This window comes from Chitinophaga silvatica (assembly GCF_003419895.1).
Taxonomy (GTDB): domain Bacteria; phylum Bacteroidota; class Bacteroidia; order Chitinophagales; family Chitinophagaceae; genus Chitinophaga; species Chitinophaga silvatica.
On the sequence record NZ_QPMM01000007.1, the window covers coordinates 1 to 12,769 of the forward strand.

Below are 12,769 nucleotides of genomic sequence, written 5' to 3' on the forward strand. Positions count from 1 at the left end.
TTATGCTGATGCTCAGCAGGAGCGATATTCTTTTCTTCTAAGTAAATACTAATCTCTGTATCTGTTTGAGATGCATCGGTCAGTTCAAAATAATAGAGTATGCCTTCTGGCAAAAGGGCCTCCAAGAGGAGATTTAAATTCTTATCCACGATTTCTTATCTAATTAGACTGCAAATCAAAGAATTTTAATTTGATCCCCAAGCTTTCAACTTGATCCTTGAAAACTTATGGGATGGCATAAATTTTACGCATACAGCCTGTATAATCTAAACGGAAAAAACTCCACATCTCTCACCCCACGAAGAGCATTTCTAAATGACTTAATCTTAGCATTAAATGATTCTGGTGCTGCGTTAGTGGCTCTGTTGTTAAAGAAGTTGAGGCAACAGGTTTGAAGGATAATAATTCTTTTAGTTCGATATCTTGTACTGCCCAATACCAGAAATTCTAGGAACATCGAACTTACTATTATCCTTATCTGCAAAATCCGATTATAGAGATCAGCTGATTTTGGTTTAGAGGTAACAGTCTTGTCTGATCGATTCAATCAGTTTTTGCGGCCAGTTCTCTTAAAACCCTGCTGAATAAGACGCCTCTGTGTTCGGTTATTTTACCCTCATCATTTAAAAGGAAAATCACCTGGTCGGTCAAACTTTAAATGAACAATCCTGTAGCAATGCACAAACTCCATCACTTATTGACTTAGTAAATAATCACTCAAGATCATTTTATGGTCGTTTAGCTTAAGTTACAGTTTTTTTGGAAAGTTTGCAACATAACCAGGAAAGGCTCAATCGGCTCAAAAATAGTTGTCTAAAAGAATTATCACTTACTTTTGATTGCTACAATATCTTTTAATTGATTTAATCGCTGTAAATCTTCCAATAAAGAGTTCGTGAATTGTTCCAACGGGAATCACAACAAGCAAAAAATTTAAGCCGTTTTTACACAGGAGAGAAGGCTTTTTTGTTTTGGTAAAAAGATAAATCATACAAAACGAATCTGAAAGGATACAATAATAAAATATAAGGCTACGCCCAGCAAGGTTTGAATTAGTGTGATTATTTCATCAGATGATAGATAACGAAAGTAGTACCAAATAGAATAATTCATGTATGTTTGAATAGAGAACATTTATCGTATGCTAATTGAAAAATCATTCATAACAGATATCAAAAGTATATTCGAGGCAGCGAGGCGGAATGCTTATTCTGCCATTAATTCTGCTATGGTTGAAGCATATTGGCAAATTGGAAAGCGCATATTTAATGAAGAGCAGCATGGCAAGGATCGGGCAGATTATGGCGAATTTCTTATATATGGACTTTCTAAACAACTTTCTAAAGAATTAGGAAAAGGATTTTCGATTGCTAACCTGAAAAATTTCAGACAATTTTACCTGACTTTTCCTGATTGGGATAAAAGCTACGCACTGCGTAGCCAATTGAGTTGGACTCATTATCGCTTGATTATGAGAGTGGAAAGTCCAAAGGCGAGGGAATATTATCTTAGTGAAGCTTCCACAGAAAGTTGGAGTACGCGCGTATTAGAGCGTAATATTAATAGTTTGTATTATGAGAGATTGCTTTCTACACAAAATAAGCAGGAAGCACTTAGAGAGCAAGAGAAAATGGCGAAAATACACCCAGTAGATCTTATAAAGGATCCATATGTACTTGAGTTTTTGGGAGTGGATATGCAATCCAAATTTTCTGAAAGTGATGTTGAATCAGCCATTATAAGCAATTTACAGCAGTTCTTATTGGAACTGGGTAAGGGCTTTTCTTTTGTTGGTCGACAGTACCGCATAACTACTGAAACTAAACATTTTTATATTGATTTAGTTTTTTACAATTTCATATTAAAATGTTTTGTTCTTATTGATCTTAAAATTAAAGAGCTTTCTCATCAAGATATTGGTCAAATGGATATGTATGTGCGCTTGTTTGAAGACCGTATAAAAACAGAAGGAGATAATCCGACAATTGGAATTATTTTATGCACTGAGAAAGATCAAACAATAGTGAAATATAGTGTATTAGAAGAAAATAAGCAGTTGTTTGCATCAAAGTATCGGCTGTACTACCAACCGAGGATGAATTGCGCCTTGAGCTTGAGCGCGAGAAACAATTTATTCGCGAGCAAATTAAAAATAAAGAGTAGACATAAGGAATTGTGGAGAGCATTAATTATAAGTAGAGTTCTTAACAATCCGGTACAAAGTAAGCCAATCCAGAAGAATATTAGTTCTAATACACAAGCTTTATAATCCGTGAAAATTGTCTCTGATAGAGATTTTGATATAGTTTCAACGGGATCACAAATCGTGCTACAATTCGAAAGAATGTTTCACGATTTTAATTTGAGATAATTTGTTTTACCTCCTTTTTCAGTATTTTTCCCTAAAGTTAATTATATGCAACTTCCTCCTATAGAAATCAGATGCCCAAATTGTGAGCTTAAGGCGTTTTTTTATAGTGAGACAATTACCTTAAACATGAAGGTTGTTCCTGGTTTGGAAGGAAAAGCTATATGTTCTCACTGCGGATTTAACAGTCACTTTGCATTCAGTAATAAGCACTATTATTATCAGATTCTCGTTGGAAAACGAATTTTATACGCTAGAACCCTTGAAAACCTTATTGCTTTGAGGGAGTATTTTAAAGAAGGTAAAAAGACATCAGGAGATCCTGACGAGGATTTTCCTAAAGCATTTTATCAAAATAGAGATAAAATAATTAAAGAGATTGATAAAATTGTAGAAGAGCAAACATGCTGATTATCCACCTTTAGTTCCATTTATCCATCAGCAGTAAAACAAAATAGTTTCAGCTATAAAGCTCATTTCTGTAGGCTTCTCCCCATGTCGCCAATTCATTGACCAATGGTTCAACTGTCCTTCCCGCTTCTGTCAGGGAATATTCCACGGTAATAGGTTTGGTGTTAATGACGGACCGGGTGATTAATCTGTTCATTTCCATATCCTGTAATTCTTTGGACAGCATTTTCGGTGCAATGCCTTCAACCTCACGCAACAAATCCATAAAACGCATTTTTTCATTAAGCAACAATGTTCCCAGGATATGGAATTTCCATTTGCCCGATAATATTTCCATAGCATCTTTAATTGCTAAAATCCGTTTCTTGCATTGTGTGCTGGTATTGCAAGTCGCCTGTTTTTTCATCAAGTTTTATTATTTATCCTACTATACAAAAATACGCTTTTTAGACACATAGTTACCAAAAGGTAATCAGTTTCTAAAGGGTAACGAATAGTGTTTGTAAACTATTAGTAAAATAACTTTACACTGTAATTCTAAAGCGAAGAAAAAATGAAATCTTATTTGAAAAGTATAATGGATGTTTTTTGATTATTTAGGTTATGCGCAGGATGCCTGAAAATGGCTATAAGATTGAAAATAATTGGGATGTAAAATTTTTATATGAAAATTCTAATAATAACATCTATTCTGCTCTCAGTCTTCACAAACTGTACAGCACAGAAAAAAAATAATAAGAAAATGAAAAACGAAATAGAAAATAGCAACCCGCTTTTATGTGATCCCGAAACAGGGATTTGTGAAATGCCGAATGGCCAAAATAAAGGAGGAGCTACAAACAATCATCAAACTAAAGATAAACTGGTTAAAATAATTTACTTTACTGATCCTATTTGTTCTTCATGCTGGGGCATAGAGCCCCAACTAAGAAAACTGAAACTGGAATTTGGCAATAATTTCGAGATTGAATACCGTATGGGCGGTTTATTACCCGACTGGAGTTATAACAGCGGAGGTATAAGCAAACCATCAGACGTAGCCCATCACTGGGATGAGGTAAGCAGTTACTATGATATGCCTATCGACGGAGATATATGGCTGGAAGACCCTTTAAATTCTTCCTACCCGCCATCAATAGCCTTCAAAGCTGCGCAGTTGCAAAACAAGGAAAAAGCCATTTTATTTCTAAGGGAAATGAGAGAATCTGTTTTCCTGCACAAAAAAAATATTGCTAAGTGGGAACATATTACCACTGCTGCAATCAAAGTAGGATTAGATGTAAACAAATTGAAAGCTGATTTTGAAGGTCAGGCGAAAACTGATTTTGAGAAGGATTTACAATTAGCCAGGGAATATGGTGTAAGAGGTTTTCCTACATTGTTTTTTGTTGATGGCGCAGGGCATAAAGAATTGGTGTATGGTTCAAAGCCTTATGCCGCCTATGAAAATGCTATTATAAAACTACTTCCCGATGCGGTAAAAAGCAATTATGATAAAAATTGGAAATGGCTGTTTTCAACCTATCCAACGCTTACAGCTAAGGAATTTTCTGAATTATCAGGAACACCAAGAATGGAAGCTGACAAAGTACTTGACAATCAAGTAGCAACAGGACGTTTAGAAAAAAACACTACCAAAAATGGTGCTATATGGAAACTGAAGTTGGTACAGTAGAACTTGCTACCATAATCCCTATCTCACCGATAACTTGATACTCGGACAATTCTGATAATTTACTATTAAAAACGGTATCTCAAAATCACTTTTGAGATACCGTTTAAATTTTATACTATACTTGTCTGCGGAATAATATCAAGTATTCCTTCGTTCCGTATAATCCTCATTCCGTGTCGGTCTTCAGAAATACCACGGGCAAGGATACGTGGGTAAGTTGGTACCTGTCCGTTCATTATCGTAGGCAGATATACGAATTGTACTTTCTCTGGTAATTGTACCTGTAATGCTTCTCCCACTTCCGTTATATGTGTAGAAACCATAAATACGCATTGTTGATGGCTGGTGAGCGCAGCTATAACTGCCAGTGTAGCATCATATGCGTCCTTTACGTTGGTTCCCTTGAATAGCTCGTCAAAAATGATTAGTAGGTTGCCAGATCGACTCACTTCTTCTGCTATCATTTTTACTCTTAATACCTCCGCATAAAAATGGCTGTAACCTTCTTTCAGATTGTCGGGCACATTGATGGAGGTATAAATACCTTCTTTAACCGAGAACTCCATCTCTCGGGCAGCAACCGGGAAGCCCATATGCGCCATGTATACAGCAATTCCATAGGCTTTCATAAGCGTTGATTTACCGGCCATGTTGGCACCTGTAAGGAAAATCATCGGGTTCTGCCCTGTTACTGTAAGGCTATTGGTAACACTATTGACAATCGCAGGATGATGGAAGTTGATCAGGCTAAGGCGATTTTCAGTGGTTGGTAATGCCTTGGCAAATACCCATTTTTTTTCGCTTGCTACCGCTGCTACGCCCAGGTATACATCCAGTTCGTAAGTGATTCTGAAAAGTGCTTTAACTTCCTCTGATAACTCGCTACGCAGAAGGTAATCATACCTGGCTATTTTCCAGATTTGATCAACCGACGGATTACCCAACAGTCCTGTCATACGTTCATTTTCAAGGAAGGCGACTGCCGGACTGAATGTTGCCAGAAACGGGTGGTCTGGAGCGAGTTTCTTTAGTTGCCGATGAAAATCCTGTATTTGACGAAGGAAAGTAATCAGTGCATTTAACCCTTTCTGTACCTGCTCCATTTCCTGGGGTAATCCAAGATATTTCATGAACAGGTTACGGGAGCGCTGCGAGAAAGTTTGTAGTAAGGAGGTACTGCCTCCCATTTTCATGAAATCTTCCGCCAGGCTTAGGGTGTCATTACTTACAGGGAGTTTAAGCGATAATTGGCTGAAAAGCGCCAACATATTACTTCGCTCGTTTATAGCGGTTGCATCTGTCAGCGGATGGCGGAACAGCTGTTCCAGCAATCTTTCTCCCCCGGTAGTTTGGGTTCGGTTAAAGATGCTGAACATGGAAGTATTCCGGTATTTGCCAAACAGGTTTAGGTCTTCAACTGTTTGTGTATCTGTGATAAATTCTTTCGCTGTATTCGAGGTATTGAATTTAGTCAGCTGCTCCAGTATACCTTCTTCACGAACGATAATCATCCCGTGGCGGTCGGCCGATAGGCCAGGCTCTAACTGGTAAGTATACACGGGTTTGTTGCCCTGCATTTTTGTGGTCAGGCAACCAAATTGGATCTGTGAAGATTTTTTAAGCGTTTCTCCTGCTTCCAAAATATGGGAAGAGATGATGAAAAGACTGGAATGACAGTTGGTGAAGGCTTCAGTCACTGCAACAGTTGCTTCATAGGCGTCTTTTACGTTGGTGCCACGGAATAGCTCATCAAAAACAACAAATAACTTTTTCTGTTGCTCCAATAACTTAGCCACTTTTTTGACCCGGTTAACCTCTGCATAAAAATGACTGTATCCCATGTCGAGATTATCAGAGAGGTTTATAGTGGTAAACATCCCATCCAATACAGTAAACTCCATTTTAGTGGCTGGTACCGGAAACCCCATATGTGCAAGGAATACCGCAATGCTGAGGGATTTCATCAAAGTAGATTTACCAGCCATATTGGCGCCCGTAAGGAAGAACACATTTTGTTTTCCTGTAAGGCTGATATTATTCCCTTTGGCATTTTCTACCAACAAGTGATACACACCCTCAACTTTCGTACACGCGTTGATGTTACCCGGAAGTGCTGTGGCATAATGAAGTTGTTTCTTCTCTGCTACCAGTGCAACACTGATATACACATCCAGCAGGTAGATATACTGTAACAACAATTTTAGTTGGGCTGTATATGTAAAGCGGAACAACTGGTCCAGTGCTGCTATCTGTTCGAAATTCTCTTTACCTGGTACATAGCCGGAGGCATCTGTTTTTTGGTGAAGTGCTGCCAGCACGGTGGTTATATCAATTTCTTTATCCAGAGGAGAATCATTGCTTACTTCCCTGTATTTTTTTAGTGCAGTAAGAATGGAGGTAATGGCGTGTATACCTTTCGTAATTAGTTGGAACTGATCGTCTGATCCGAGTAGTTGACTGAATTTTCTGCCAAGGTTGTTGTCCTGCGCGGAAAGTTTACTTCTTTCATCCGTATTTTCCAGGTATTTTTCGGCAGTATCCAGCCATTCACCCTGGAAAGGAAAGGCAATCTGCAATTGCTGGAAATAGCGGAAAGCAGCACTTCGCCGGTTAATAGCTTCCCTGTCGGCCAGGGGCAGCTGGAACATTTGTTCCAGTGCCTCTGCGCCTCCACGGGTATGGGTTCTGTTGAATAATCCGTAAATGGAATTACCTGCTTTTTTTCCGAAGATATTCAGGTCTTCCAGGGTTTGTTTGTCTGTTACAAAAGTTTTCATCTTACAGCTGGTTATTTTCCGCGACGGCGAAGCCAGATGACTACTCCTGCAATAATCAGCAGGGCTGGTATCACCCATTTAAAAATGAAGGCAGTAGTTGCCCAACCTTTTTCACCAATGCTCAGTGAGGTATCAATAGACGGATCTCTGCGGGTATCAATAGGCACTTCCCCGTCTGATAACCAGGAGAAAGCTGCATTGATCAGCGAATAGTTACTCGCCATCACTTTAGCACGACGCATATTTAATTCGCCTGTACTTAACCAGTCGGCATCTCCGGTTACAATGATTTTTTGTTCCTTGCCATTTACTATTCTGTTCAGGGCCAGAACGGTCGGATAACTTTGCTGTATTTCACCGGCATTGGTGTGATATATAACTGTATCGTCTATAAAGTTTTTAGTTTCCATCTCATTCCAGCTGCTGGAGTCGGAACGGAAAAGGGTAGTTGCCGTATAGTCTTTACCGGTATATTGTAAACCAGCCGCGCCTGGCATAATGAGTGGGAGGTTGTTTTTACCTTGTGATTCAAGGTAATAAGACATAGCTCTTGCTTCTTTGGTAGGGCGCATGATCATCAGGTCTGGTGGGAAATCGGCTGTTGGATTTACAAGTAACCCCGGTAAGAATTGTACACCTACTAATGCAGCAACCGGATTGATATTTTCGGTCTTATCCGGTTCTCCTGAAATTACCAGGTTGCCTCCCTTATTAATGTAAGCCTGTAGTTTTTCGAGTTCAGTTGCTGATAATGGTTTACGAGGATCGGCGATAACCAGTATTTTGATTTTATCAGGAATACTTTGTTCCAGGTTTACTTCCTGGAAGTCGAAACCTTGGTTGATCAGTGCATAACGGAAGCGCTTTTCCTGGGCAAACATTTTATATCCTCTGTCGTTGTCTGTTGTACTGCTGCGTTCAGAATGCCCTGTAACGAATCCAACTACCGGAAGATCCATAATCATACGCTTAACAGCTGCGGTGATCTCTGCTTCTGAAGGATAGCGCATCATATCGTCATACACACGGAGGAAAGTCCTTTTTCCATTACCCAGCTCCAGTAATCTTACAAACTGATAACCTTCGGAACCCAGGTCTGCTTTTTTCTCCAGTTGTTCAAATGGTATGGCATCAAATTTCCAGTTATAGATACGTTTCAGTGAATCGAATCTTTCCCTGTCGGAGTTATTAGGATATCTTTTATCCAGGAACGGGTTATCGGCTTTATGATAATAGTAGTAGTAATTCAATTTGATATCCGGTTTAAAACGCAGGTATCTTTTGAAACGGTCTATATCTATTTTTTGCCCAATAGGCAGCGCCAGGAAGTTATCCTGTGCCAGCATATTAGTGAAGGTATAGATAGTGAGCTTGTCGTTTAAATGATTCATTACCTCCTGGCTGCTCTTTGATAAGGTATTGGTCTTGTTACGGGTAACATCCAATACGGCCATCATTTTAGGACGGGTACTTACATAACCGATGACTGCTGCCACAAGAAAAACTGTTACGTACTTCAGTGAGGCAGAAATCCAGGTGGTTTTCCTCCTGCTCAGTTGCAATTTCAAAGTAGCAAAACCCAGGAATAGGCCCACTACCAGTACGAAGTACAGCACATCTTCCACCGTAATCATACCTCCGAAGAAAGTATCTGAACGGCCGGAGATCGAAAGCCAGTAGGTGATATCTCTTACGAGAGGTACATCCTGTGCTACTCCGCTGATATACCCGAGGAAGGCCAGGATAGCCAGGGTACCGATGGCAGAAACAACTGTATAGGATGTAATGCTGGACATAAACAACCCAATAGCTGCATAGGCACAGATAAGCAGGTAAATACCCAGTAATCCGCTCAGTACAACCGGTGTGTCTACATTATTTACTGTAGCAATGGAGAAGAAGGAAAATACGGCTGCAATGCCCGTCAGCACCAGGCCATAAATCATCAGGGAAAGATATTTTCCGAAGATAATCTGGCGACTGTCGATAGGCGATGATAACAATAGTTTAATGGAGCCGTTGTTGTATTCCCTGCTCATTACCCCCATGGTTAGCAGAGGTATATATAGGAACAGGTATTTGGCGATATTAGGGTAAAAGCCCAGCATGCCGGAGAAGATACCCAGGGTGGCGCTGAAAAGGTCGCGGCCCAGGGCCTGGCTTCTTACCATTTCATCAAAAATGTTGTTATACAGGATGGCCGACTGGAAAGAAAAAATGACCAGTACCAACCAGGCCACTGGCGAAAAGAACAATACCTGTAGCTCTGCTTTGGCAATCTTAAATATTACTTTCATTACTCTTGGTTATGGGCGTCAGTTAAGTTGATTTGTTTTTTTTCGGCTTAGTTCTGCAAACACGGTATTGAGTGAATTCTTTTCGAGATATATTTCGATCAGGCGCCAGTCGTTGGCGATGCTCATTTTTACAAAGGTTTCCAGTACTTCGCGGTTATTGTCAAACTGCAGGCGATACTTATTGTTACCTGCAACTTCTACTCCAAGTACGCCGGGAACTGTTGCCAGTTCTTCCGGTGATGGTGCCGCCAGCAGCGTTGCATTAAACAGGCCTGGCATTGCATAATGGTCAAATTCATCCAGTGTGCCGGAGAAGATAATCTGGCCTTCGTTAATCATCCAAATATCATCACAGAGGGCCTGTACTTCCTGCAGGATGTGGGTAGACAGTAATACAGTTCTCTCTTCGGCAATTTCTTTGATGAGGGATCTAACTTCCAGGATCTGGTTGGGATCGAGACCATTGGTTGGTTCATCCAACACAATGAAATCTGGTCGGTGAATAATTGCCTGGGCAATGCCCACTCTTTGTTGATAACCACCGGAGAGGTTCTTGATAATACGCTGGGCAAAGTGGCTGATTTTACACTTTTCCATCACCTCCTGAACAGCCTGTTTAATGGTGTTCTCAGGCATCAGGCGCAGGTAAGCGCAATAGGTTAAGTATTCTTCTATGGTTAACTCCGGCTGTAACGGTGGTTGCTGTGGTAAAAAGCCAATGTGTTTTTTGGCCTGCACAGGATTTTCACGAAGATTAATGCCATTGATAAAAACATCACCATCTGTTTGGTTTAATACCCCACATATGATGTTCATAAGGGTTGATTTGCCGGCGCCATTGGCGCCGAGCAAACCGTAAATTCCCTTGTTGTTGAATTCAAAATTGATGTCCTTTATCGCCCATTGTATATTATAGCGATGCGATAAATTACTCACCTTGATAATTGGTTCTTTCATATATAGATTTCCGTATTTTTTATTGAGTTTTATAGCTTTTGAAGAATACGTCGATTACCTTACCCAGGTTATTCAAGCGGTGCAGCTCTTTGGGCTTACCGGAAAGCATGGTTTCGTTGGAAATATCATAGATGATAACAGCGCCTTCTTCCAGGGCCACTGCAATCTGTTGTGAATCATCGCTGCATGTGATGCTGTTGATACTGCTGCCGAAAGAGGTATACTGTGTAACAGTACCGGCAATGGCATCGAAGTAGTATAAATTCGTATTATTGGCACCTCCGCTGAAAACGATGTAATCCCGCAGTTTTACAGCCACATATTTGCTGTTGCTATTCACGAGTGAGGTACCGGTGAAGGGTATACGTTTTCCGGGAGTCAGTGTACCTTTACCCTGGCTGTTATTGAAATTGAAGTCTTCGTAATAGATTTGCTGATCAGCAGGGTTTTTAATCAGCATGCCTCCTTTAAGTATGCCATAGGCATCGTTGAAAGTACCACCCCATACGTAATCCCAGCTGCCGAGATTATGAAGGGAAGTGTAATTGGCCGGATATGGGGTCACTGGTTGAGGGAGCGAATCCATTACTACACCTCCTCCGGGGAAAAACCTGCTTCCGTCTACCCAAACAACACGTTTGTTTAACCGGTCATACAACATTCCGGTAAGAGTGGTCTTGTACCAGGAATCCCATATGTCGGTAATTTGCATGCCTTTGGCAATGCTAACAGGAGAGCTCATCCATGGAATAGTGAAAACAGCAGCGCCGTTGAAGAAGCGGGCATACAAATCACCATTTTTATTTACAAAAAGATCACCTGAGGCGAAAGTTGCAAAATCTACGGGCTCAAAATTATCAGGAGCGCCACGGGTAAAAGACTGTGAAGCAATCAGCTTTTTCTTCATATCGTTGCCACTAAGATCCAGCGGCCCGGGTGTACCTTTCTGCATCACAAAAATACCCGGAGTTCCACGCATGATATAAGGCGCTAATTTAAAGGGTTGTGTACCCATCGGACTACCGTTAGCTTTTTTATATAGATCTGTATAATCAACATATGCACCGGTAGTGGCATTTACATTGATATGCCCGACTTCTGAATTTCCTGCGGCATCCTGATAAAGGAAACCCCAACCCAGCACAAAAGGAGAGCTGATGGAGAGAATCAGGAAAGTAGGAGGAGTGAAGGTAATCCCTGTTTTACGGTCTGTCATATAATACGCGACGCTGAAACCGGTTACTTCGGTGGCTGCGTATTCGAGTACCGGTTTGTTGGAATAGAGTTTACCGTTCAGATACCAGGCATGATCAAAGTCGCTGGTATCGCTTGGGTTCGAAAAGGTGCGGCTTGGACTATATCTTAATGTGTCGCCCACATATATTGTTAAAGAACTGGCAGGATAACGGATGTCAACCTTGTTTCCTGTTAAATAGTTGTAGTTCCCTTTATCTTTTATACAGGAAGAGAGCAACGCTGTTGCCGCCAGTAAATATGTATAAGTTTTATTGAATTTCATGTTGTTTGATTTTCTCCCGGTGATCAATTATGATTATCCAATGAGTGGAATAGTGGAAAGCATGTCTGTTCCATCATCTTCCAGTACCGGTGTGCCGGCATCGCGCATTTTGATCAGATAGTATTTGAACTGCAACATCATATCTCTTTTCTTTTCATCGGAATAGATACTGATATTACCTTCCCCGACTACCTGTATGAACATGGAGAATTTTTTGTCGGTATACTTGCCCAGGTAAGTACTTTCCATTACTGCATCCCACCAGGAAGGTTTGCTGATTTTGTCGCTGATTCGGATCACACGTCTTGAATTGATGGTTTGTCCAATCTGGAGTTCAGGTCCTCCGGCCATATCCAGTACCAGCAATACTTCTTTCCCTTTCAGCTCTGGTAACTTTTTGATAGTTACATAGGCAGTATCGATAGGTAAAGTTTTGCGTAAGGTATAGGTTGCGGGTACAGTGAACAGTGAAGTCACGGCAGTTGTAGCATCGTTCACTTTCAGGGAATAGGAAAGATCTTGTTCTGTCATTTTACCTGTAACCTTTACAGGTAAGGCAATATTGAACTGCTCTTGTTTTGGATAGAGGAAGAACGACAAGGAGATGGTATCCCTGTAATCACCCGTGAACTGTAAATACCTGCCGGCATCATATGTTGTTAAACTAATTTTTTTACATCCTCCCAGCGTAATGCCTATGAGAATAGCTATAATAGATTTATTAATGTATTGCATATTGAATTGTTAGACCTGGTTGGTTAATGA

10 protein-coding genes are annotated in these 12,769 nt (G+C 40.5%); 3 read left to right on the forward strand and 7 right to left on the reverse strand.

What is annotated here, in order from left to right; genetic code table 11:
• Positions 1 to 244: 244 nt before the first annotated feature.
• Positions 245 to 457, reverse strand: coding sequence for a transposase (locus DVR12_RS28130; RefSeq protein ID WP_233522387.1), 213 nt, complete (start codon positions 455 to 457; stop codon positions 245 to 247).
• Positions 458 to 1,141: 684 nt separating this feature from the next.
• Between DVR12_RS28130 and DVR12_RS13580 the strand changes: the two genes are divergently transcribed.
• Together DVR12_RS13580 and DVR12_RS13585 are read left to right on the forward strand one after the other, a co-directional pair.
• Complete coding sequence (locus DVR12_RS13580) at positions 1,142 to 2,269, forward strand: PDDEXK nuclease domain-containing protein (RefSeq protein ID WP_233522388.1); 1,128 nt, start codon at positions 1,142 to 1,144, stop codon at positions 2,267 to 2,269.
• A 147-nt stretch (positions 2,270 to 2,416) separates the two neighbouring features.
• The gene (locus DVR12_RS13585; protein ID WP_116976236.1) at positions 2,417 to 2,779 is read left to right on the forward strand and encodes a hypothetical protein; all 363 of its coding nucleotides are present in this window, start codon (positions 2,417 to 2,419) and stop codon (positions 2,777 to 2,779) included.
• Positions 2,780 to 2,828: 49 nt separating this feature from the next.
• Here DVR12_RS13585 and DVR12_RS13590 read toward each other — a convergent pair whose 3' ends face one another.
• Positions 2,829 to 3,185: a winged helix-turn-helix transcriptional regulator gene (locus DVR12_RS13590; protein ID WP_116976237.1), complete on the reverse strand. Its 357-nt coding sequence runs from the start codon at positions 3,183 to 3,185 to the stop codon at positions 2,829 to 2,831.
• Positions 3,186 to 3,521: 336 nt separating this feature from the next.
• Here DVR12_RS13590 and DVR12_RS13595 point away from each other — a divergent pair, with 336 nt between their 5' ends.
• A complete protein-coding gene (locus DVR12_RS13595; RefSeq protein WP_116976238.1) occupies positions 3,522 to 4,454 on the forward strand; it encodes a ClpXP adapter SpxH family protein in 933 nt (310 codons plus the stop codon).
• A gap of 110 nt (positions 4,455 to 4,564) precedes the next feature.
• Here DVR12_RS13595 and DVR12_RS13600 read toward each other — a convergent pair whose 3' ends face one another.
• Genes DVR12_RS13600 through DVR12_RS13620 form a run of 5 tightly spaced genes read right to left on the reverse strand, consistent with a single transcriptional unit; the run spans position 4,565 to position 12,739 of the window.
• Positions 4,565 to 7,231 carry a MutS-related protein gene (locus DVR12_RS13600; protein ID WP_116976239.1) on the reverse strand — a complete coding sequence of 889 codons (2,667 nt, stop codon included), beginning with the start codon at positions 7,229 to 7,231 and terminating at the stop codon, positions 4,565 to 4,567.
• An 11-nt stretch (positions 7,232 to 7,242) separates the two neighbouring features.
• Positions 7,243 to 9,528: a Gldg family protein gene (locus DVR12_RS13605; RefSeq protein WP_116976240.1), complete on the reverse strand. Its 2,286-nt coding sequence runs from the start codon at positions 9,526 to 9,528 to the stop codon at positions 7,243 to 7,245.
• A gap of 18 nt (positions 9,529 to 9,546) precedes the next feature.
• Entirely contained in the window at positions 9,547 to 10,485 is a 939-nt protein-coding gene (locus DVR12_RS13610; RefSeq protein ID WP_116976241.1) for an ABC transporter ATP-binding protein, read from the reverse strand.
• A gap of 19 nt (positions 10,486 to 10,504) precedes the next feature.
• Entirely contained in the window at positions 10,505 to 12,004 is a 1,500-nt protein-coding gene (locus DVR12_RS13615) for a PKD-like family lipoprotein (protein WP_116976242.1), read from the reverse strand.
• Positions 12,005 to 12,037: 33 nt separating this feature from the next.
• A complete protein-coding gene (locus DVR12_RS13620; RefSeq protein ID WP_116976243.1) occupies positions 12,038 to 12,739 on the reverse strand; it encodes a DUF4843 domain-containing protein in 702 nt (233 codons plus the stop codon).
• Positions 12,740 to 12,769 lie beyond the last annotated feature (30 nt).

Bases quoted from the DNA above. Each gene is read 5' to 3' on its own strand.
- DVR12_RS13580 (WP_233522388.1), top strand. From the start codon at position 1,142: ATGCTAATTGAAAAATCATTCATAACAGATATCAAAAGTATATTCGAG.
- DVR12_RS13600 (WP_116976239.1), bottom strand. From the start codon at position 7,231: ATGAAAACTTTTGTAACAGACAAACAAACCCTGGAAGACCTGAATATC.
- DVR12_RS13620 (WP_116976243.1), bottom strand. From the start codon at position 12,739: ATGCAATACATTAATAAATCTATTATAGCTATTCTCATAGGCATTACG.
- DVR12_RS13605 (WP_116976240.1), bottom strand. From the start codon at position 9,528: ATGAAAGTAATATTTAAGATTGCCAAAGCAGAGCTACAGGTATTGTTC.
- DVR12_RS13610 (WP_116976241.1), bottom strand. From the start codon at position 10,485: ATGAAAGAACCAATTATCAAGGTGAGTAATTTATCGCATCGCTATAAT.
- DVR12_RS13590 (WP_116976237.1), bottom strand. From the start codon at position 3,185: ATGAAAAAACAGGCGACTTGCAATACCAGCACACAATGCAAGAAACGG.
- DVR12_RS13595 (WP_116976238.1), top strand. From the start codon at position 3,522: ATGAAAAACGAAATAGAAAATAGCAACCCGCTTTTATGTGATCCCGAA.
- DVR12_RS13615 (WP_116976242.1), bottom strand. From the start codon at position 12,004: ATGAAATTCAATAAAACTTATACATATTTACTGGCGGCAACAGCGTTG.
- DVR12_RS28130 (WP_233522387.1), bottom strand. From the start codon at position 457: ATGTTCCTAGAATTTCTGGTATTGGGCAGTACAAGATATCGAACTAAA.
- DVR12_RS13585 (WP_116976236.1), top strand. From the start codon at position 2,417: ATGCAACTTCCTCCTATAGAAATCAGATGCCCAAATTGTGAGCTTAAG.